The organism is Actinoplanes sp. NPDC049802, from assembly GCF_040656595.1.
Lineage (GTDB): Bacteria > Actinomycetota > Actinomycetes > Mycobacteriales > Micromonosporaceae > Actinoplanes.
The window spans coordinates 23,043-44,336 of record NZ_JBFAMR010000068.1 but is presented as its reverse complement, the minus strand read 5'-3'; the positions used below and the strand labels follow the sequence as shown (position 1 = coordinate 44,336).

Below are 21,294 nucleotides of genomic sequence, written 5' to 3'. Positions count from 1 at the left end.
GTGCGGGCCCATCCTGACGTCACAATCATGATCGTCCCGCACGGCCATCTTCATGATCGACGCGGGTCACTCAGCTATCGCGCACCAAGTCGTAAGGGAACGGTTTCCTACGGCCGTTGCGGCGTTTCTAGGGGGCAGTGCTCCTACCTCACGGCGGACCGCCTGGTCGGATCTGGATGTCGTGGTGGTGCTGGACGGGCCGCCCGCGCCGTTTCGGGAGACTCTCCGGTTCCAGGGATGGGTTGTCGAGCTGTTCGTGCACACGCCGACCTCGCTCGAGTACTACTGGGACTTCGACGCTGAACGGCGGCGTACGCCGTTGCTGCACATGGTTGCCGAGGGCGTCGTCCTGGTTGACGGAGACGGGTCCGCGGCGAGATTCCGGGATCGGGCTGCGGGGCTGCTCGCGGCCGGTCCGGCAACGCCCAGCGCTGAGTCCGTCGACTATCAGCGATATCTCCTCACCGATCTGGTGGACGATCTGCGCGGTTGTTCCGATCCGGTGGAACTCGCCTATCTGGCGGCGACCCTGATGCTGGCAGCTTCGGACCTCCTGCTCCTGGTCGGCAACCGCTGGTCGGCACGCGGCAAGTGGCTGCCGCGGCGGGTCGGTGAGGTGGCGCCCGACCTGCCCGGGCGGCTGGCCACGGGACAGCGGGCGGTCGTCGTGGACGGCGATCGGGAGCCGCTCATCGCCGCGGTGCTGGACGTTCTCGCGTCTGCGGGCGGGCCGCTGCAAGAAGGATTCGTGCTGTCCGGCAAAGATCCGGACCGAGACGCAGAGTGACGTGCCAGAAGCAGGGAACTCCACAATGCACGTTTTGACCTGTGCGAACCCTCCGATTTTTGCTCGCCGAATTGTCAACATGGTGGCGTTCATCACTCACAGTAACTACAACCTGGAGTCATGCCATCACTTAAAAGTGAGCTATTTCGATAGCTCTCTCTTTTCGTGTGCGTTACGAAGTTGTCGGAATACGCAACGTCGCGAATCTTGGGTATTGTCTCCTCGCCCCCCACCGTCGCGGCGAACGGAGGAAGAACCGTGACTGGAACCACCAATCACTCCTTGCGGAACGACCTGGAAGATGTTTACGGCCGATATGAGGAGCTCCGTTCCGGAGTGGACGAACTCCAGCGCAGCCTGGCCACCATGCAGGTGAGCGCCGAATCCGAGGACGGCGCCGTCCAGGCGACCGTGGACGCGGACGGCCGCCTCGTCAATCTTCGGCTCGACCAGCAGGCCTGCCGGGAATGGAACGTGGAAACCCTGGCCCGCGTCATCGTGGAAACGGTCCAGCACGCCTCTGCCGGCACATCACGTCAGATCGAATCCCTGGTGACCAACCACCGCGGCACGGACAACGACTAGACCACCCGGCGTTCAGAAGCGCGGCGCACGTCTCCAACCAGACGATCAGGCGCCGCGCTTGGCCGTGTCACCCCTGCAGGCGCCGGCACTCAGCGCATGGATGATCAGCGCGAGATCCTCCGGTGGGAGGCCATCGGGGCTGCGGGCGCACGGACCGCCTCGCAGCCGGCTGTGTCGCCCGACGACCATATGACGTCGCTGTCCAGCATCTCCGCCGCGGATTGCCTGGCCGGCCTCGGGTGCGGCGAGTCCCCGGAGCGCTGACACGACCAGATCGATCGCCGCGCGTGGCAAGAGAAGCCGGGCGATCCGCGATCTTGGTGATGTGAGAGGTGTTCGTCGAGGTGAAAGCGACTGAGAACCGGTTCAGATCGCCATGTCGACGAAGCGGGAGAGGTGCAGCTGAGCGGCCACCGTCACGGTGTCGGTCGGGCCGTTTCGGTGCTTGGCAACGATGAAGTCGGCCTCGCCCGCGCGTGGGGACTCCTTGTCGTAGTAGTCGTCACGATGCAGCAGGATGACCACGTCGGCGTCCTGCTCGATGGAGTTGTGCACGGCTATGCCGTCAGCGATGAAGTTGTGCGCTCCCACCACGGTGGCGTCGTAGACCGTTTCGACACCGTCGGCGGTGATGTCGACGATCTCGTCCCAGGTCACGTCGTTGGTGGCCAGCATCTCCAGCTCGTTGTCCTCCAGCACCGCCGCGACCCGTGCGATCCGGTCACGTGACGGGTCATGCTCCCACAGCACGAAACCGCTGGAACGGGTGCCCGTCACGGAGGCGAACTGTCGATGTGTCAGGCCTCGCTCGGCGAGGATCCCTCGCACGCGCTCCCACACCTCTCGCGGAATCGTGTCCACGTCGGTGTTGGACTTGAGGTCGTGCAGCCGTCGGCGCAACGCTTCGGCAGCCTCACCACGCATGCCGTGAACCCCGATGACCCGGCAGAACGCCTCCTGGTCACCGGCTTCGTAGACATGCAGACGGTAGGTGTCCCGGTGGCCGGCTTCGCGGGCCACGTCGATCCGGCTTTGGATACCGAACCGCCACAACAGCCGTGCCACGTCGTCGCACAGGCGGCGGCTGGTGGAAGCGTAGTAAACCTGTCCGGCGGGCTCGTTGCCGTCCGACGGCCTCAACCGCGCAGAACCGTCGGTCGCCCATAGATGCCGCAGGAACAGAGCGATCTGCCCCTTCGGCAGGCTGAAAACCGGATCGGGAACGAACTTCTCGTGGCTGCGCTTTCCCAGGAGCCCCAACTGCTCCACCCACACGGCGACCGGATCGAGCTGCCCTTGCGGGCGGCTGTACGGAGCGGTCAGTGGCAATGTGGCACACCGCGCCTGCTGGTAGTCGTCGTGCACGGCAGTGATCCCGAAATGACTGGCAGCGTCCCGGACTGCTTCCAGGCTCGCCTGATCGATGCCGGCGTACCGGAGCGACTGTCGCGGAAGCATCGAGCCGTCACCGATCAGGTGAGCGAGCAGAACAACCTGCCGGTCGTCCCACGTCGTCGTCTGCTCCGGGGCACACACGTGTCGCGGTGCGGCGATACGAGCTCCGACGCGCAGATCACCGAGCGGAGTCCACCCGGTGTAGGTGAGGAACGGGTGGTTCGCGGTCGCGCGGATCTCGCGCCCGGATGCCAGGCGCATCCGGAACACCGGCTTCTCACCGGTGCTGAACACGTGGGTGAGATGTCGTCGCACATACCTCAGGCGCTCGTCGAGCGCCCACACGGGAACGTCACGGGCGCCGGTGGCGAACAATTCACCCATGCTGGTCTCCGCACCGGTGTCGGCGCGCAGGACCCGGGTCTCGGCGGTGAGGCAGCCGGACTCACGCAGGTCGGACAACTGGGGGCGCTTGTCGGTGCGCTGCTCGGGGCCACGGTTCAGCTGGCTGACCGCGATCACCGGGCACTCGATCTCCTTGGCCAGCAGCTTGAGACCACGGGAGAGCTCCGAGACCTCCTGCTGACGGCTCTCGGTCTTCTTCGGCGACGACATCAGCTGGAGATAGTCGATGACCAGAAGCCGCAGATTGTGGCGCTGCTTGAGGCGGCGTGCCTTGGCCCTGATCTCCATGAGGTTCATGTTCGGCGTGTCGTCGACGAAGATCGGCGCCTGACTGATCTCGCCCATCCGGCGGGCCAGCTTGGTCCAGTCGTCATCGGAGAGCTGCCCGGATCGCAGGGTGTGCAGCGGCACCCGCGCCTCGGCGGAGAGCAGTCGCATCACCATCTCGATCTTGCTCATTTCGAGCGAGAAGATGGCGCTGGCGTGACCGTGCTGGATCGCCGCGTTGCGGGCGAAATCCATGCTGGCGGTGGACTTACCGAGACCGGGACGGCCGGCCACGATGATCAGCTGACCGGCGTGCAGGCCGTTGAGGAGGCGATCGAGGTCCTGGAAGCCGGTGGGCACACCGGTCATCACGCCACCGGAGGCGCCGACCGCCTCGATCTCGTCGAGGGTGGGCTGAAGCATGTCACCGAGAGCCGCGAAGTCCTCGCTGACGCGTTTCTCGGTCACGTCGTAGATGGCCTGCTGAGCCAGGTCGACGATGTCGTCCACATCACGTCCGCCGTGGCCGTTCGCGCCGTACCCGAGCTGGACGATCTTGGTGCCGGCCTCGACGAGGCGGCGGAGAATGGCCCGTTCCGAGACGATCCGAGCGTAATAGGCGGCATTCGCCGCGGTGGGGACACTTTCGATCAGGGTGTGCAGGTAGGGCACACCGCCGATGCGCTGGAGCTCGCCCATGTCGGCGAGGGCCGCCGCGACCGTCAGCGCGTCAGCCGGCTCACCGCGACCGTAGAGGTCGAGAATGATGTCGTAGATGGTCGCGTGGACCGGACGGTAGAAGTCGGTGACCTTGAGGATCTCCACGACATCGGCGATCGCGTCCTTGGAGAGCAGCATGCCCCCGAGGACGCCCTGCTCAGCGGCCACATCCTGAGGTGGGGCCTTGTCGTAGCCGCTGTTGCCGCCGCCGTCGTGCGGTCCCTTGCCGTTGCCGCCCCCGGTGAAGGAGCCACCACCGCCCTGGGACGGCGGCCGCGACTCAGGCCTCGCGTCGTCGGTGATCGACACCCCGGACTCCCCCTCCACTCGGCCATGGCCGCTCTCACGATCGAACCGCCCCGGCACACAACCTTTTCGACTGATCCGGCACCGGATTCAGTGGTTCGTTCCGATCAAAGTCCGCACGTGAGGCTGGACCACTGTACGAATCAGCAGCCCACCCACCCAACTGCGCCGGTGGACAAACCTCTGGACAACCTGTGGACAGCGGGCCCGACTCCTGTGGGTAGCCCTGTGCACACCGTGTGGACAACTTCTGGGGACAGCGAACCCGAGCAGGGGATTCGCTGTTCCTTCCTGTGGAGGGCAGAAAAGGTTCTGGATCTGCGGAAATACCGACTCGGGTGAGCAAGCCATCGCACTGAGGCGTTGCGGTTCCGTCTCGGGCACGTCACCCTTTTCAGGTGGACCAACGGGAGTGGGACTACGGCACCCGCATGTCGCGCAGTCGGCGCGCTGCGGGGTCTTGGCCCACCCGGGAACCGGAGGTCCAGGAGCCGGAGCCCCGTTGGGCCTCTCTGACCGACACCGGAAGCATGGCGCCCAGCGATGAAGCGCTGGCCTGGCAGCGCCGTGCCGATGACTGGGCACAGCAGGCCGAGGTCGAGCCGTACAACGGCGGTGGCGGTCGAGCCGTCGAGCCCGCCAATCGCTGGTCCTCCGAGGTGACCTCGACCGGACGTCCCACCTTCCCGGCGGACGGCGTCGGCTGGCGGACCGAGACCGCCGAGTGGCGGGCCACCGGCGCGCGCTGGCGTCAGACCACCGAGTGGCGGTCCGCCACCGGATCACATGTCTGGCGTTCCACCACCGAGGCGTGGCGGGACGAAGAGGAGGAAGCGGCCGCCGAGCGCGAGAAGCCCTCCATACCCGGCACAGCGTGGCCCACCCCGGATGCCGGCGCCGAGACCGAGACGCCGTCCTGGCGGCGCTCCGGGGACGGCCTTCGGGAGGAGCCCGCCGAGACGCCGTCCTGGCGCAGCGGCGATCGCGACGCCTCCTCCTCGTGGCGGCAGACCGACGGGCCGACCGCGACCAGCCCGGTCGAGCAGACCTGGTCCAAGAACAATCCGTCCTGGCAGCAGGAGCCGGCGCAGACACCCTCCTGGCAGCAATCCCGACAGGCGCCGGGTTGGCAGCAGCCGTCCACGCAGACACCGTCCTGGCAGGAACCACAGCAGACACCCTCGTGGCAGCAACCCTCGGCACAGTTGCCGTCCCGGCGCGAGTCACAGCAGACACCCTCCTGGCAGCAACCCTCGGCACAGTTGCCGTCCCGGCGCGAGTCACAGCAGACACCCTCCTGGCAGCAACCCTCGGCACAGTTGCCGTCCCGGCGGCGCGACCCGGGGACGACCGGTTCGTGGTCGACCGGATCCGCCGCGCCGGCCACCGGGCCGTCGTGGGACCGTTCCGACAGCCCGCCTCCGGGGGAGAACACCACCGGCATACCCCGTTGGGAGCGGACCGAGGCGCCGGGCTGGCAGCGGTCGGCCGCCGAGGATGCCCGCCATCTGGTCCGGGAGGACGACCGGGCGGCCTGGCGCCGCGAGTCGGATCACACCGAGCGGCCCACCCGGGTCGGCCGTCGCCGCGCCGCCGAGAGCGGCACCGCACCGGCCGGCGGCACCGGCTGGACGAGCGGCGCCGACACCGACAACTGGGCCGGGCACACCGACACCGGCAGCATCCCGGCCGTCTTCGACCAGGCCCCATCGCCAGACGCGACAACCTGGGGCACCCGCTCCGGGGCACCGTCACGCCGGGACCGCGGGCGTTACGCCGAGACCCCGTCGGAGCAGCCTTCGGGCCGGCGCGCGCAGCCGGAGGCACGTCCAGGCAGGCCGCGTTACAACGCCAATCCGACGAACTGGCGTGAGGACACGGCTTCCTGGGAGGCGGAACAGGACACCAGCAACTGGACGCGGGATCCGGACACCGGCCAGTGGAGCCGGGCCGAGGACGATCCAAGGGTGCTGGCGTGGCGGGCCGAGGCGGCCCGTCGTGAGTCCCTCAGGCAGGACGAACCACAGTCCGGCGGCCGTCGTTCGCGGCGTGAGGAGCCGATCGGCGGTGTGCCCGGGGGGCCGCTGCCGAGCAGTTCCGTCCCGGGCGCCTCCGAGGCCGGCGCGTCCTGGCCGACGAGCGCCATGCCCAGCAGCCGGCCGCGAAGCGCCCTGCCCGGGCCGGTGAGCCCGGTCGACGACACACAGGCGGGCCGGCGACGACGCGGCGACGACGAACCGCGCTACCCCAACGGTGGCGGTCGCCGGAGGGCCCCCGAGGCACCAGCGGACGAGCCGTTCAACACGGAGGGCTGGCGGACCCCACAGGATCCACGGCCGGCCCGGCGCCCCGCCACCGGGCCCGATGACGATCCGCCCGGTGGTGGCCGTCCCGGCCCGATGCCGCCGCAGTGGTCCGCCCCCGGTGGTCAGGGGGTGCGCCGGTCGGCGTACCGGGATCCGCCCTACGGTGGCGGGCAGCGTGAGCTTCCGGCCGGCGGCTCGGAGCCGTCCTATCCACAGCGGGGCGAGCCGTCGTACCCGCGGCAGCAGTCTGACCCGTCCTGGTCCGAACCGTCACAGCAGGACCCGCCGTCCTGGTCCGAACCGTCGTGGTCGGTTCAAGAGCAGCCGCAGCGTGGTCTTCCGCGCGGAGGGGCGCCGCAGCAGCGGCCGGCATTCGGCAGTCCGGCCGGCGCACTTCCCGCGGGGCCGCCCGCCACGCCGCCCCGCGAGCTGCCTCCGGGCCGTTCCGCCTACGGTGGCCCGGCCGGCGCCCCGACGTCAGGCGGGCCACCGTCCTGGCGCGACCAGGGACGTCAGCAACGGCAGGCCCCTTCGGCGCCGGGATACGGCAGCACCGGCGCTCCGACGTCGGGCGGCCCATCCTGGCTCGATCAAGAACGCCAACGATCCGCCGGCGCCCCCACATCAAGTGGCCCCTCCTGGCTGGAGCAGGAACGCCAACGGCCGGGCACCGCCCCCACATCAAGCGGCCCCGCCTGGCTGGAACAGGAACGCCAACGGCCGGGCACCGCCCCCACATCAAGCGGCCCCGCCTGGCTGGAACAGGAACGCCAACGACCGGCTCAGGGTCCGACATATGGCAGCGCCCGTGCGTTGCCGCACGGTGGTGACACCGGTTCCCACTGGACGGACCTCGCCGAGAACGGCCGTCCCGGGGCGCTGCCGTCCGGAGGTGGCACGCCGTCCCGGCCGGATCAGCAGCAGCCGGCGTCCGGTGACGCGCCCGGACGGTGGCCGGATCCGCTTGCCGACTCGCCGGGCCGGCGCGGCTACGTCGACCAGACCTCCACTCCGCCGCCCGCCGGTGGTGGTTTCGGGGAGCGCCCGCCTCTGGCGGACTGGCTCGCCGCTGAACGCGCCACTCGGCGCGGGGCCGACTACCGAGGAAGCGCCGGGGAGGACGGTGATACCGACTGGCGCCAGGAGTTGACCCGCCAGAGTGATCTCGCCGATGGGGAGTCCCGCCGTTACGACACGTCGGACTTTCCTCCCTTTCGGCCAAGCGGCTCAGCGGAGGTCGCCGGAGCGTCGAATCTGGCCCTGAGCGCAACGTCAGTGATTTCGACGGCGCTTGGTGACATCCCGGCCGGGGAGGACACCTCATGGCCGCCACGGCGTTCTACGGGTGCTTTCCAGGGCACCGGCTCGTACGAGCGGCGGCCGATGAGCGGCGATTTGCTCGCCGGCCGTTCGACCGACCTGCTGGACCCGGATGACGACGAGGAAGAGGAGAAGTCGAGCGGCCCGCTGGCGGCGGTCGGCTACACCGTCGTCTGGTACGGCGTACCGGTGGTGCTCTTCGTCGGGGGGATGTTCCTGCTCAGCAGCGGGCAGCGTACGCATGCGCTGGACACGCTGGCCGATGCAGCGCCCGAGTTCGGTATCTCGCTGGCGCTGAGCATGCTGGTGGCGTTCTGTCTGCGGTCGGCCACGACGGCCTGGAAGTCGGCGAGTGTCGGCCTGGCAGCGGCCGTGGTCGGCGGCGGACTGGCCACCGTGCTGAGTTCCGCCATCACCGGCAACAGCCTGAGCTGACCCGGAAACACGAGAGGCGCCCCGGGCCGGGCCCGGAGCGCCTTTCGATGTGGTGCGGGGATTACTTGGCGGCCACCACGTTCACCGGGAACGTCGCGGTCACCTCGGGGTGCAGCTTGACCTGCACGTTGTACGAGCCGGTGGTCTTGATGTGACCCGGGAGCTCGAGACGACGCCGGTCGAGAGCCGGACCGCCGGCGGCCTTGACCGCGTCGACGATCTCGGCCGGGGTGATCGAGCCGAAGAGGCGGCCACCGTTGCCGGAGCGCGCCTTCAGCGTGACCTTGAGGCCGGCGAGCTGGCCCTTGACCTCGTTGGCCTGGCCCAGGTCACGGATCTCACGAGCCTCGCGGGCCCGCTTGATCACGACGACCTGCTTCTCGGCGCCCTTGGTCCACTGGATCGCGAACCCCTGCGGGAGCAGGTAGTTGCGGCCGTAGCCGTTCTTCACCTCGACGATGTCGCCGGGGGTGCCGAGGCCGGACACTTCCTGAGTGAGGATGATCTTCATCTCGGTGCCCCCTCTCAGCGCGCCGTGGCCGTGTACGGCAGGAGCGCCATCTCGCGGGCGTTCTTGACCGCTCGGGCGATCTGCCGCTGCTGCTGGGAGGTCACACCGGTGACGCGGCGGGCACGAATCTTGCCGCGGTCGGAGATGAACTTCCGCAGGAGCGCGGTGTCCTTGTAGTCGATGTAGGTGATCCCGTCCTTGTCGAGCGGGTTCACCTTCTTCTTCGGCTTGCGAAGCGCCGCAGCCTTAGCCATTGCTCAAACTCCTGTAAGTGATCCTGGAGAGCCCGAAGGCTCAGAAGGGAGGCTCGTCGTCGAACGAGGAGTTGCCGCCGCCACCGCCGGAACGGTTGCCGCCGGCCGGAGCAGCCGTCGCCCAGGGGTCGTCGAAGTCGTTGCTGTTGCCACGACCGCCGCCGCTGTTGCTGTTGCTGTTGCCCCCGAACTGCCGGTTGCCACCACCGGAGGAGCCGAAGCCGCCTCCGCCGCCTCCGGACCGGTTCGCCTTCTGCACCTTCGCCGTGGCGTAGCGCAGGGACGGGCCGATCTCGTCGACCTCGAGCTCGTAGACGGTGCGCTTCTCGCCCTCTTTGGTCTCGTAGGACCGCTGGCGCAGCCGGCCCTGCACGATCACCCGAGCGCCGCGCTGCAGCGACTCGGCGACGTGCTCGGCGGCGTCACGCCAGATGTTGCACGCGAGGAAGAGTGGCTCGCCGTCTTTCCATTCGCCCGTTTGCCGGTCCAAGGTCCGCGGCGTCGAAGCGATGCGGAACTTGGCGACCGCCGCACCCGAAGGGGTGAAGCGCAGCTCAGGGTCGTCGGTCAAGTTGCCGACGACCGTGATGGTGGTTTCTCCTGCCATGAACTTCTCCTCGCCGCTTCAGGTCGTTGCCGTGAAGGGTCTCAGGACCCTCTGACAAAAACGCCTCAGCGGGTCTCGGGACGGATGACCTTGGTACGCAGGATGGACTCGTTCAGCCGCAGCTGACGGTCCAGCTCGGCCACGGCCTCGGGCGTCGCCTGCAGGTCGACGACCGCGTAGATGCCTTCAGCCTTCTTGTTGATCTCGAACGAGAGCCGGCGACGGCCCCAGACGTCGAGCTTCTCCACCGAGCCACCCGCGGTCCTGATCACGTTCAGGTACTGGTCGAGCGACGGTGCGACGGTGCGCTCCTCGAGCGAAGGGTCGAGGATCACCATGAGTTCGTAATGACGCAAGACGTTCTCACCTCCTGTGGGCTATGCGGCCACGGTCTCTCCGTGGCAGGAGGTCTTGTGTCGAACGCAGAAGGAAAGCCGTGGGAGAGAAAGCGCCCACGGCGGACACACTGCGAACCGAGCCAGCATACCCACGGCGGCCGCTGTGCCCAAAAACGGTGACCCCGTCCGTGTGGACGGGGTCACCGACGAAGCCGCGGGGCGTCCGGCCCGATTCGTTGGGTGGGACCTGGGGAGGAACGACCACACCGATGAGGTTGGGCGCGTCCGCCCCGCGGAGCTTGCAAGGAAAAGCTTACGCCAGATTTGTACGAGATGCACGTTGCGACACGATTGCCCGAATAGCAGCGGTTGCCACCCCGAGGACCAGGACCAGCGCGGTCAGCCCCAGCAGACCGAGCGGGTGCCCCTCGTCGATCCGGCCCACCGCGGCGACCGGCTCGGCGGCCGCGAAACTGCCCGGCCCGGCCGTCTCCACCCCGCCGGCCCCGGCCATCGTGGGCGACACGGCCGTCTGCCGCACCGGGGCGGGTGGCGCCGTCGCGGTGCCGGGCAGAATCGTCTTCCGGTCGCCGGGCGGCATGCCGGCGAACGCCGGAGCGCCGATTCCACCCGTACCCCGCATGGTCTTCGCCTTGAGCCGGGCCGCGACGTCGCCTCGCGGCATGGCCTGCGCCGCGATGGCCGCGTCCTGCACGGCCGTGGCCGGCCGCGACTCGGAAGGGCGGCGCACCCCCGGTCGCGAGGAGTTCGGCGAGGTACGCGCGGGGCGCGTGCCGGTTGCCGCCGAGTCGGGCAGCGCCGAGCCCACGGAGTTGCGGGAATGCGCCTGCGACCCCGGTCCGGCCGGTTTCGACATCATCACCGAGGCACTGTTTCCGCTGGTCGGTGCCGGTGCCGGGTCGGGTCGGCCCTCGTCCGCCGACGGCGTCGCCGTGATCAGCACCGGCAAGGCGTCCTCACCGAGCGAACAGTCCGGAGTGAGAAGCACCGACGTGGCGCCGCGCCGGAACACGACCTCGGCCGCGCCGTCCGCCGGGATGGTGCCCTTCGGCGAACCGGCGAGCTTGAGCTGAGCGTCGTGCCCGGTCTGGTTGAGCACCCGGACGACGCTGCCGGCCGGGACCGTCATCGACTCGACGCTCGGCTTCGAGCCGCAGGACAGGCCGAGAACCCCGCCTCCGCCGAAGCTGACCTGGCGGTCGTTGCCCTCGAGCTGTTCGGCGCTCGCCGTCCCGTTCGTGAGCAGCGGCGCGCCGAAGATCAGCCCACTCAGCCCGAGCGCCGCCATCCGGTATCGGAACTGCCGCGACATGCACCATCCCCCAGTCCACCGCCGGCCCAACCGGCATCTGTCAAGCGTGATCAATGAAGCTAACGAAGGGTGGCGGAGCCCGGTGACGCGACAGGAAAGCCTCGGACCCTCGTCGTAGGCTCGTCCCATGCGCATCGGAGCCCACGTCGATTCCGCCGACCCGCTGGCCGAGGCCGCCGTCCGCGGTGCCGACGCCGTGCAGTTCTTCCTGACCGACCCGCAGAAATACAATTCGCCCAAACCACGCGAAGACGCGGATCTGATCCGGGCCGCCGAGGTGGACGTCTACGTGCACGCGCCGTACATCGTGAATGTCGCCTCGCCCAACAACCGCATCCGTATCCCCAGCCGCAAGCTGCTGATGGCGCACGCTCGTGCCGCCGCCGAGCTGGGCGCGAAAGGCCTGATCGTGCACGGTGGGCACGTCGGCTCGGGCGCCGATCTCGCCGCCGGCTTCGTGAATTGGCGCAAAGCCTTCGAGTACGCGGAGAGCGAGGGCGGCCTGCCGCTCCCGATCCTGATCGAGAACACCGCGGGCGGCGACAACGCGTGCGCCCGCCGCTTCGACGACCTGGCCCGTCTGTGGGAGGCGGTCGGCGGGTTCGGGGCCGGGTTCTGCCTGGACACCTGTCACGCCTTCGCGGGCGGTGAGGATCTGACCGGCATCGTCGACCGGGTCAAGTCCATCACCGGGCGGATCGACCTGATCCACGCCAACGATTCGAAGGGTGGATTCGACTCGGGCCAGGACCGCCACGACAACCTCGGCAATGGGAAGATCGACCCCGAGTTGGTGGTGGCCGCGATCCGGGCCTCCGGTGCTCCCGCCATTGTGGAGACCCCGGGCGGAGTGGAGGGTCAGTCCGCCGACATCGCCCTCCTGCGGGAGCGGGCTGGCAACTGACGTAAGGCGACCGGGAGGGTCATGACCGAGCAGTCGCAACCGAACTCGTCCGTGGCGGCCGCGGATACTCCCGCGCGCGGTAAGCCGCGGCGGTTGCTCGGGCTCCTGCCGCCTCGGCGCCCGAAGAAGGCCCCTCCCGTCGAGGCCCAGCCGTCCGGCAAGGACGTCACAGCACCCGGCGGCACGGTCGCCACCCCCGGCGGCGCGGTCGCGGCTTCCGGCAAAAAGGACCAGACGGTCGTGCCGGCCGCGACGAAGGACGCCGCCGCGGCGGCTCCACAGACGACGAAGCCGCCGCGGGAGAAGGACGCCCGGCCGCCCGGTGCGCCCCCGGACCCGTGGAGCGCCTTCGCCGCGATCCCCGACCAGCCACCCGGCTTCTTCCGGCGCGCGCTCCGGGCGCTGCGCCGGTCGATCGTCCATGAGTATGCGCTGGTCGTCTACGCCGCTTGCCTGCTCGCCGTGGCGATGACGTGGCCCACGCTGCGCTATCCGATGCACACCCTGCCGCAAGACCTCGGCGATCCGTCCCGGCAGGCGTGGCGCGTCGCCTGGGCCGGGCACGCGGTGGTCGACGACCCGGCCCGGCTGTGGCAGTCGAACGCCTACTACCCGCTGCGGGACAGCTTCGCCTTCGGGGACAGTCTGTTCGGCTACGCCTTCGCCGGGATGATCGGCAGCGGCCCGAGCGCCGCGATCCTCCGCTACAACATCCTCTTCGTGCTGGTTCACGCGTTGCTGCTGATCGGCGCCTACGCCCTGGTGCGCCAGCTCGGCGCCCGGCGGACCGGTGCGGCGGTGGCGGCGGTCGCGTTCGCCTATGCGCCGTGGCGGTTGGCGCAGGCCGGCCACCTCGACATCATCTCGGCGGGCGGCATTCCGCTGGCGCTCGCCATGCTCGCGCGCGGGCACGGCTATTCGCTCCGGCACGGCTTCCGGCCCGGACGCCGGCGAGCCGGCTGGGCTGTCGCCGGGTGGCTGGTGGCGATCTGGCAACTCACGCTCGGTTTCTCGCTGGGCATACCTTTCGCGTACGTGCTGGGCCTGATCCTGACCGTGTTGGCGGTCCTCGGGATCGCCAACAGTCTCCGGCAGTCCCGGCGGGGGAAACGTGCGTCGGCTGCCCTCGTACGTGGCCTGAACCCACCGGCCGGCAAGGCCGCGCCCCGACTCCGCTGGGGTCTGCGCCGCAGCCCGAGGGCGGCGCAGACCGGTCCGGGCGCCAAGACCGCCGCGGCCCTCGCCAAGGCGGCGACGGGGAAGCCGGAGCCCGCAGCGGCCACCAGAACCCCGGCCGGGCCTACGGACCAGGGGACGGGTGGACCGCCCGCTTCGCCCCCGGCCGAGGCCGGTCCCGAGGTGACCACCATGGCCGGGGCGTCCGGGCAGACCACGCAGGCGCCGGACAAGACAGGTATCACCACCGACGCGTCGGCGAAAGCGGCGTCCGAGGCACCCCCTACCGGGCCTGAGGTCCGGCCGGTGGCGGCCCTCTCGGAGCCCGCCGAGGCTGCGACCAAACCCGTGGCGGCCCCCTTGGAACCGCCCGCCAAGGCTGAGACCAAGCCCGTGGCGGCCCCCTCGGAGCCCGGCGAGTCTGAGGTCCGGCCCGTGGCGGCCAGTACCAGTCCTGAGGTCCGGCCGGGAGAGGCTCCACCCAAAGCCGGCAAGCCGGAAGTCCAGCCAGGAGCGGCCCCACCCGAGCCGGGCAAGCCTGAAGCCCAGGCGATGGCCGGGTCGATGGCGCCGGGCCGGCCGGGGTCCGAGGTTCAGCGGGCCGCTTCGATGGAGGCGGCAAGCGCCACGACACCGGGCCCCCGGACCGATGTGCTGGAGAGCCCACCCCGGCGGCGCTGGATCAGCCTCGGCCGCTACCTGGCGGGCCCGCCCCGCCCCGCACGGAAACCGGTCATCGGCTGGCTCCTCACCAGCATCAACATCCTGGGCGCGACGATCTTCCTGTCCATCGGCATCCTGGCGGCGGTGCCGTACATCCGGCTCAAGGACACCGGATCCCGCCTCGAGGAGATCACCTTCTTCTCCCCACCGCTGCGGAGCCTGCTGATCGGCCCGGCCGAGTCCCGCGTCTGGGGCGCCGCGCACGCCACCCCACGAGCTTCACTGGGCTGGGCCGCCGAGATGTCCCTGCTTCCCGGCTTCGCGCTGTACGCCCTGGCCCTGGCCGGCCTGTTCCTCTCGATCTGGCGGCTGCGGCACCGCGCGCTGCTGGTCACCGGGCTCGCCGTCGCGATCGTCCTCACTCTGGGGACGAATTTCTTCGGCGGCCGCTGGACCTACCTGCCCCTGTTCGGCCATTTCCCGGCTTCGTTCGACATGCGCATCCCGGGCCGCCTCATGCTCTGGGTGACTCTGCTGCTGGCGATCCTGGCGGCAGGTGCCGTGGACGACTTCGTCCGCCGGGCCGAGCAGTGGTCCGCCCAGCGGATCCCACCGTGGCCGGGACCCTGGCTGCGCATGGCCACCCTGGTCCCGCTGATCCTGGTCACGCTGGAAGGCTGGAACACCACGGCCCACCCGCAGGTTGCCCCGCAGCCTGACGCGCTGCGAACCGTCCCCGGCCCGCTGCTGGTGCTGCCCACCGCCGACCTGACCGATCAGACCGTCCAACTCTGGACGACCTCGCGGTTCCAGCAGGTCGCCAACGGCGGTGGCAGCTTCGCCGCAGCCCGGCAGAACGAGCTGCGTGCCAAGGTGGCCGGCTTCCCGGACGCGACGAGCATCGAATACCTGGAGTCGATCGGAGTCCGAAAGGTGCTGCTGCTCCGCGACCAGGTCGCCGGCACCTCCTGGGAGGATGCCGTCGACCTGCCGGTGGACGCCCTGCAGATCCGTCGCGAGGATCTGCCGGACGCCGTCGTCTTCTACCTCAACTAGGGCTCTGCCGTTCGCACCGAGGCCCGGCACGCGACCGGCAGGGCCGAGGTCACACGACCGACCCAGCCAGGCCACGAGATCAACAGGGCCCAAGTCACGCGACCGGCAGGGCCGGGGCCGCACGACCGACACAGCCAGGCGGGCGACCGGCAGGGCCGGGGCTAGACGATCGGAGTGGGCTCGCCCTTGAAGACGGGCGGCGGCACCGGCGCCTCCTGGGACGGGCCCACCCGGAAGACCGCGCGGAAGCCGGTGAGCCAGGACGCCTCCGGACCGTCGAGCGGACCGGCGTCCGGGTCGGCGCCGTCGTAGCTGCGCCGCACGTCGTCCAGTTCCGGCCGCCAGATCTCCCGGGCCACCAGGAAGAACAGCACCGCCACGGTGACCAGGCGCGCCGTCGAGGCGAGGACGAAGGCGCCCTCGGGGATGACCGTCTTGCCGCCGGCACCGATCAGCTCCGCGTAGAAGGCGGCCAGGTAACCGATCTCCGCGATGGTCCACGCGATGACGGCACCCCACTTCGGGCGGGCCAGTGCGATCAGCGGGAGCAGCCAGAGCACGTACTGCTGGGACCAGACCTTACTGAAGATCAGGAACGCGGCGACCACGAGGAACGCCAGCTGGCTGATCCGCGGGCGGCGCGGTGCGAGCAGCCCCAGCAGCAGGATGCCGGCGCAGGAGAGGCCGAAGAGCGCGTACGAAAGGTAGTTGAGGGTGGGAATGTGGTCGCTGAGCCACTGGAACGGGCCCTGGTCGCCGACCGTGCCCGCATTCCACTTGCCGTCCAGGTAGCGCCCGATGTACCAGAACGTGCCCCAGTCGACCGGCCGCTCCGAGTTGAGTCGGAAGAACCGCAGCCAACTCTCGTGCCAGAACACCATGACGGGCAGGTTCACCACGAGCCAGGTGACCCCGGTGGCCAGGAACGAGCTGAAGAACGGTCGCAGCCGTCCGGTCCGCAACGCCACGATGAGGATCGGCCCCAGGATGAACAGCGGCCACAGTTTGGCCGCCGCGCCCAGCCCGAACAGGACCCCGGCCCAGACCGGATGCCGTTTCGCCCAGAGGTACAGTCCGGCGGCGAACAGTCCGATGGCCAGGAAGTCCCAGTTGATCGTGGCGGTGACCAGCACGATCGGGGACAGCGCGAGGATCGCCGCGTCCCATGGACGCCGGCGGCGCAACGCCAGGATCACGCCGACGCTGGCGACCGCGAACAGCGACAGCACCAGCGCGTTGACGTTGTAGAACCAGCTGCCCTGGTTGATGTCCGGGTGACTCACGCCGTACTTGTGCACGGGCAGCCCGAGCGCGCCCATGAAGTAGCCGGTGACCACCGGGTATTCGACCGGGTGGTCGGCGTAGGGAACCTTGCCCTCGTTCAGCCCTTCGGCGTAGTAGAGCGCCAGCACGTCGGTGTAGCAGTACCGGGTGTACTGGATGTTCTTCTGCCAGTTGCCGTCCATGCACGGCGACTTCTGCACCCAGGAGAACGCGAGGACGAGGCAGGCCAGCGCCATCACGATGCGGGGCGCGGTCCAGAACCGGCCCGGCCGGGAGTCCGGCGGCACGGCGTGTGCACCGAGTGGACCGCCGATGGCTTGGGAGAGTCCCCGCACGAAACCGTCCGAGGTGGCACTCCGGACGTCAGGCCGATCGGTGGGCGGTTGGGCGCTCATGTCTTGGCATCATGCCGCATCGGCGGCTGTGGGAGGCGACAGGCCACGGCGGCATTCCGATCTTCGCAGGTGTCCCATAGGAAACGGCGCCCACCTCGTCGAGGTGAGCGCCGTTTCCACGGTCAAGCGACGTCAATCATCGTCTCCGCCGGGTCCTTCACCGTCGTTCCCGCCGTTGCCGTTCTGCCCGCCGTTCTGCCCGCCGTTCTGGCCGCCGTTCTGGCCACCGTCGTTCCCGGTTACCACGCACAGTGGGTTCTCCGGGAAGGTCTGGCAGAACTGGCTGTTCTGGTCGGTCGAGGGCACCTCGACCGGGGCGGTGCCGTTGGCGTACTCGCTGTCCGGGTTACCGGTCGGGATGCGCTCGGGGAAGCCCTTCTTCTCCCAGTCCATCGCCTCAGCCGCGGTCTCGATGAACTCCTCCCAGATCGCGGCCGGGGTGCCCATGCCGTACATCGGGCCGCCGTCGGCTTCCTTCAGCGAGACGCGGTCACCCGAGCCACCGACCCAGACGGTCGCGGCCAGCTGGGGGATGCCGCCGACGAACCAGGTGTCACCGTTCAGGCTCTTGCCCTTTACCTCGATCTCCCAGGTGCCACTCTTGCCGACCGACTCGCGGCCGTCGATGGTGTTGTTCGCGGCCTTCGGGATCTCGGAGAGGACACCGAGCAGGTCGGACATCTTGTCGGCGGCGAAGACGCGGTTGCCGTTCTTGTCCGCGCTGTGGATGACCTTTTCGGTGCCGGTCTTCGGGTCACGCTGCTTGATCGTCTTGATGAAGTGCGCGTTGTGGTGCACGCCCTCGTTGACGATGGTGGCGACGCCCTCGGCATGCTCCAGCGGAAGCACACGGTACTGGCCGAACGCGACCTCGTTGCTGAAGTTTTTCTTCCACGTGCTGGCCTTGGTGTTGTTCAGGTCGAACTTCTTGCCGTCGTTGTCCCACAGGGTGGCGACACCGGCGTCTTTGGCCGCCTCAATCACCTTGTCCGAGCCGATGCCTTCCGCGATCCAGTAGAACGGGAAGTTGTACGACTTGATGGTCGCGGTCTCAAGGTCACAGTGCGTGATCTTGCCACGGCAGACACTGTTGTCGTCCGCTCCGGCGTTGCTGATCTTGCCGCCGCCGACCTTCTCTTTCGTGCCGTCCCAGATCGTCTTGAAGGAGATGTCCTCCTTCAAGCCCGCGGCGAGCGTATAGATCTTGAAAGTCGAGCCCGGCGACTGGCCGGCAGTCGCCGGAACGCCGCTGCCGTCACCCGACATGTAGCCGGCGTAGTCGATCCCGGCGGGGTTGTCGCCACCGTAATACCCCAGCACCTCGCCGTTCGTCGGGTCGATGCCGATCACCGCGGCCTGGTACTTCCGCGAGCGCAACGCGTACATCGGCGAGGTCTTGCTCAGCTTCGACCCGGCCGCCTCCGCCGCCTTCTGCACCTTCGGGTTGATCGTGGTGGTGATCGTGAAGCCGCCCTTGTCCAGAGCTTCCTGCGAGATGCCGAGCTTCTTCAGCTCGTACTGCACGTGCCGCAGCACCATGCCGACCGGCTTCTCGTCGGGGCTTTTCTTCTTGTCGCTGGACTTGACGATCGGGTTGACCTTCGGGTACTTACGGGCGTCGTAGTCAGCCTTCGAGATCGCGCCCATCTCCAGCATGTTGGCCAGGGTGTATTCCCACCGGTCCTTGGCCGCTTCCGGGTTGTGGTTCGGGTCGTAGCCACGGTGGGCGTCGGTCGGGTACGGCTGCTTGATGATCGAGGCGAGCACCGCCGCCTCGTACGCGGTGATCGCGTTCTTCGCGCCGACCTTGACCGACTTGCCGAAGTAGCCCTGGGCCGCCGCCTCGACGCCGTACCGTCCCTCACCGAGGTCGATGAAGTTCAGGTACATGCCCATGATTTCTTTTTTGTCGTACTCCGACTCGAGCTTCCGGGCGAGCACCGCCTCGCGCAGCTTGCGGCTGTAGCTGATCTCGTTCTCTTCAGCGACGTGCCGGGCGTACTGCTGGGTGATGGTCGAGGCGCCCTGCCGGTCGCCGCCGGTGAAGTTGTTCCACGCGGCGCGGGCGATGCCCTTCATGTCGATGCCGTTGTGCGTCCAGAAGTTCTTGTCCTCGGCGGCCGCGACAGCGTTCATCATGACTTCGCTGATCTGCTGGTACGGCACGTTGATCCGGGGCTCGCCCTCCTTCGCGAGGACGTTCTTGCCTGTGGAGTCGTAGATGACGTTCATCTGCGCCTCCGCTTCCGGCGTCTTGAGCTTCACGTCGTCGAAGAAGTAGGTGCCGCCGACGATGCCGACGCCGAGCATGATGACCAGCACGGCGGCGGCCGCGGTCAGGATGTTGGCGCGCCGGTACTTCTTGTCGGACTTGCTGCGGGGCTTCTTGCCGCCGGAGCCACCGGACCCGCCGGATCCGCCACCACCACCGCCGGGCGGCCCGCCGCCACCGGGTGGCACGGAGGCCCGGCCGCCGACCGGGGCCGCACCCACCGAGGCGCGCCCACCGACCGGGGCCGCGCCGACGGAGGCACGACCACCGACCGGGGCGCGGCCCGGAGAGGCCGACCCCACTGCGGCGGCTTTGACCGGCGCGGCCCCGACCGGCGCGGCTCCGATCGACGCCCTGCCGGCGGAGGCACCGCCCACCGACGCCCGCCCCGGCTGACCACCCACCGAGGCGGCACCGGATGGACGCCGATACGCGTCCGGGCCCGGCCGTGCTTCGTCGGATGGCTGGTCGTCAGGCGTGGAAGCAGCGGACGGCCCGGGCACTCGTGCCCGGGCTCGTGCGGACTGCGGTTCGCCGTACGCGTTCATTCCCTCACACCTACCGGTCGCGGGGGCGCGGTCAGGAGGCCCGGACGAGCCGTCCCCACACTGCGCCACGAGCGGGCGTTGTGGGCTGCGGTCCCGGCAGCCCCCTTGTCTTGTGTCTGCGCGGACCGTACGCCGGTCCCAAACTCGTACACGTTAGCGAGATCGAACCGGTTCATCGCCGGGCCTCCCCGTTGTGTGACGAGTCACCTGTCCGATGGGATCCACCGCCACCGGACGAGACCATAGCGCTGGAATGCAACATCTCCTCGGCAGCGAGGCCGTCGCGCCCGAGGACGAACCTCTCGATCAGGTGATTCCACGCGCAGGAGCGGCACACCTCCACGACGAAGACCTGAAACTCACGCAGCGTCATCGCCATCACGGGCAGCTCGGTCAACTTGCGGGCCTGCCCGGCGGACTGCTTGAGCTCGTCGCCGTAGACGTAGTGCACGAGCGTCAGGTTTTCGCGGCGGCAGACGGGGCAACGCTCGTCGATCGGCTCACCGTGGTAGGTAGCCGCGTTTCTCAAGTAAGGAGACGCGTCGCAGACCTCGAGCGTGCCGATGCGGCCACTTCGAACGTCACGCAGGACCGCCCGCTTCTGTAGCGAGTAGTCGACCACCTGCCGCTGCGTGCGCATGGCGAGAAGAGTACGCGGTCGTCGCTTCCCCGGCGACTGCGATCACTCAGCGTGGTGTGGCGACTGCACAGGATGCGGGAGTTGCGCCCATCGCGGAGCCGATCTACGGTTGCGATGTATCGGGCCGATACATCGGGACATGCTTGTGGGGAGGGGCCAATGCTGGAGATGGCGATCCTCGGCCTCCTGCAGGAGACCCCGATGCACGGGTACGAGCTCCGCAAGGAACTCGCCACCAAACTCGGCACGCTCCGTGCCGCGATCAGTTACGGCACTCTCTATCCCACGTTGAAGCGGCTGAAGCTCGCCGGCTGGATCAGTGAGGCCGAGGCCAGCAGCGGCATCATTCCCCCGATGACCAGCAAGCGGGGGAGGGTTGTTTACAAGATCACGGCCGAGGGCAAGGAGCATTTCGCCGATCTGCTCACCCAGGCCGGCCCGGAGACGTATGACGACGCCGGGTTCGGGGTGCACTTCACCTTCTTCTCGCGGACCGACCGCGCCACCCGGCTGCGCATCCTGGAAGGCCGGCGGCGCCGCGTCGAGGAGCAGCGCGAGGGCATCCGCGAGATTCTCGCCCGGGCCGCCGACCGTCTCGACGCCTACACGCTCGAACTGCAGCGGCACGGGCTGGACGCGTGTGAGCGCGAGGTCCGCTGGCTGGAAGAGCTGATTACCAACGAGCGCTCCGGCCGTACCCCTGCTTTTCGCAATCGCGCCGGCCTCGCCGGCGCTCCCAACCCCACTCCCCCGGAACCACCGCGTCCGCAACCGGACCGGCCGTGAT

Annotated in this window: 14 protein-coding genes and 1 pseudogene; 6 read left to right on the top strand and 9 right to left on the bottom strand. The window is 69.0% G+C overall.

The window, feature by feature from the left end:
* The first annotated feature begins 52 nt into the window (after positions 1-52).
* Positions 53-787, top strand: coding sequence for a nucleotidyltransferase domain-containing protein (locus AB0I88_RS32610; RefSeq protein ID WP_361033492.1), 735 nt, complete (start codon positions 53-55; stop codon positions 785-787).
* A gap of 207 nt (positions 788-994) precedes the next feature.
* Entirely contained in the window at positions 995-1,372 is a 378-nt protein-coding gene (locus AB0I88_RS32605; protein ID WP_361033489.1) for a YbaB/EbfC family nucleoid-associated protein, read from the top strand.
* Positions 1,373-1,738: 366 nt separating this feature from the next.
* Here AB0I88_RS32605 and AB0I88_RS32600 read toward each other — a convergent pair whose 3' ends face one another.
* Positions 1,739-4,468, bottom strand: coding sequence for a replicative DNA helicase (locus AB0I88_RS32600; protein ID WP_361033486.1), 2,730 nt, complete (start codon positions 4,466-4,468; stop codon positions 1,739-1,741).
* 527 nt (positions 4,469-4,995) lie between these two features.
* On the opposite strand from AB0I88_RS32600, the gene AB0I88_RS32595 reads away from it, so the two are divergent.
* Positions 4,996-8,526 carry a hypothetical protein gene (locus AB0I88_RS32595; RefSeq protein ID WP_361033483.1) on the top strand — a complete coding sequence of 1,177 codons (3,531 nt, stop codon included), beginning with the start codon at positions 4,996-4,998 and terminating at the stop codon, positions 8,524-8,526.
* Between the two features lie 61 nt (positions 8,527-8,587).
* On the opposite strand, the gene rplI is transcribed toward AB0I88_RS32595, so the two are convergent.
* From rplI to AB0I88_RS32570, 5 genes are all read right to left on the bottom strand, one after another.
* Entirely contained in the window at positions 8,588-9,037 is a 450-nt protein-coding gene (gene rplI, locus AB0I88_RS32590; protein ID WP_043529634.1) for a 50S ribosomal protein L9, read from the bottom strand.
* Between the two features lie 14 nt (positions 9,038-9,051).
* The gene (gene rpsR, locus AB0I88_RS32585) at positions 9,052-9,291 is read right to left on the bottom strand and encodes a 30S ribosomal protein S18 (RefSeq protein ID WP_007073789.1); all 240 of its coding nucleotides are present in this window, start codon (positions 9,289-9,291) and stop codon (positions 9,052-9,054) included.
* 40 nt (positions 9,292-9,331) lie between these two features.
* Complete coding sequence (locus AB0I88_RS32580; protein ID WP_361033480.1) at positions 9,332-9,898, bottom strand: single-stranded DNA-binding protein; 567 nt, start codon at positions 9,896-9,898, stop codon at positions 9,332-9,334.
* A gap of 65 nt (positions 9,899-9,963) precedes the next feature.
* Entirely contained in the window at positions 9,964-10,254 is a 291-nt protein-coding gene (rpsF, locus tag AB0I88_RS32575) for a 30S ribosomal protein S6 (RefSeq protein WP_014448192.1), read from the bottom strand.
* Positions 10,255-10,549: 295 nt separating this feature from the next.
* Entirely contained in the window at positions 10,550-11,569 is a 1,020-nt protein-coding gene (locus AB0I88_RS32570) for a hypothetical protein (RefSeq protein WP_361033477.1), read from the bottom strand.
* A gap of 127 nt (positions 11,570-11,696) precedes the next feature.
* On the opposite strand from AB0I88_RS32570, the gene AB0I88_RS32565 reads away from it, so the two are divergent.
* Both AB0I88_RS32565 and AB0I88_RS32560 read left to right on the top strand, forming a co-directional pair.
* Positions 11,697-12,473 (top strand): deoxyribonuclease IV, encoded by a 777-nt coding sequence (locus AB0I88_RS32565; protein ID WP_361033474.1) that lies wholly within the window; start codon positions 11,697-11,699, stop codon positions 12,471-12,473.
* A gap of 387 nt (positions 12,474-12,860) precedes the next feature.
* Positions 12,861-13,532: pseudogene (locus tag AB0I88_RS32560) on the top strand (hypothetical protein); the annotation flags it as partial.
* A 1,997-nt stretch (positions 13,533-15,529) separates the two neighbouring features.
* Here the strand turns inward: AB0I88_RS32560 and AB0I88_RS32555 are convergent.
* The 3 genes from AB0I88_RS32555 to AB0I88_RS32545 all read right to left on the bottom strand — a co-directional run bounded on the left by AB0I88_RS32555 (position 15,530) and on the right by AB0I88_RS32545 (position 20,507).
* Positions 15,530-17,047: a glycosyltransferase 87 family protein gene (locus AB0I88_RS32555; protein ID WP_361033471.1), complete on the bottom strand. Its 1,518-nt coding sequence runs from the start codon at positions 17,045-17,047 to the stop codon at positions 15,530-15,532.
* 132 nt (positions 17,048-17,179) lie between these two features.
* On the bottom strand, positions 17,180-19,540 hold the full coding sequence (locus AB0I88_RS32550) for a transglycosylase domain-containing protein (RefSeq protein WP_361033468.1): 2,361 nt from the start codon (positions 19,538-19,540) through the stop codon (positions 17,180-17,182).
* Positions 19,541-20,039: 499 nt separating this feature from the next.
* Entirely contained in the window at positions 20,040-20,507 is a 468-nt protein-coding gene (locus tag AB0I88_RS32545) for a DUF5318 domain-containing protein (protein ID WP_361033465.1), read from the bottom strand.
* Between the two features lie 159 nt (positions 20,508-20,666).
* On the opposite strand from AB0I88_RS32545, the gene AB0I88_RS32540 reads away from it, so the two are divergent.
* Positions 20,667-21,293, top strand: coding sequence for a PadR family transcriptional regulator (locus AB0I88_RS32540; protein ID WP_361033462.1), 627 nt, complete (start codon positions 20,667-20,669; stop codon positions 21,291-21,293).
* The last annotated feature ends 1 nt before the right edge of the window (position 21,294 follow it).

What these genes read in the sequence shown, in the direction of transcription:
- AB0I88_RS32610 (WP_361033492.1), top strand. Translation starts at nt 53, where the DNA reads ATGATCGACGCGGGTCACTCAGCTATCGCGCACCAAGTCGTAAGGGAA.
- AB0I88_RS32595 (WP_361033483.1), top strand. Translation starts at nt 4,996, where the DNA reads ATGGCGCCCAGCGATGAAGCGCTGGCCTGGCAGCGCCGTGCCGATGAC.
- rplI (WP_043529634.1), bottom strand. Translation starts at nt 9,037, where the DNA reads ATGAAGATCATCCTCACTCAGGAAGTGTCCGGCCTCGGCACCCCCGGC.
- rpsR (WP_007073789.1), bottom strand. Translation starts at nt 9,291, where the DNA reads ATGGCTAAGGCTGCGGCGCTTCGCAAGCCGAAGAAGAAGGTGAACCCG.
- AB0I88_RS32580 (WP_361033480.1), bottom strand. Translation starts at nt 9,898, where the DNA reads ATGGCAGGAGAAACCACCATCACGGTCGTCGGCAACTTGACCGACGAC.
- AB0I88_RS32570 (WP_361033477.1), bottom strand. Translation starts at nt 11,569, where the DNA reads ATGTCGCGGCAGTTCCGATACCGGATGGCGGCGCTCGGGCTGAGTGGG.
- AB0I88_RS32565 (WP_361033474.1), top strand. Translation starts at nt 11,697, where the DNA reads ATGCGCATCGGAGCCCACGTCGATTCCGCCGACCCGCTGGCCGAGGCC.
- AB0I88_RS32555 (WP_361033471.1), bottom strand. Translation starts at nt 17,047, where the DNA reads ATGAGCGCCCAACCGCCCACCGATCGGCCTGACGTCCGGAGTGCCACC.
- AB0I88_RS32545 (WP_361033465.1), bottom strand. Translation starts at nt 20,507, where the DNA reads ATGCGCACGCAGCGGCAGGTGGTCGACTACTCGCTACAGAAGCGGGCG.
- AB0I88_RS32540 (WP_361033462.1), top strand. Translation starts at nt 20,667, where the DNA reads ATGCTGGAGATGGCGATCCTCGGCCTCCTGCAGGAGACCCCGATGCAC.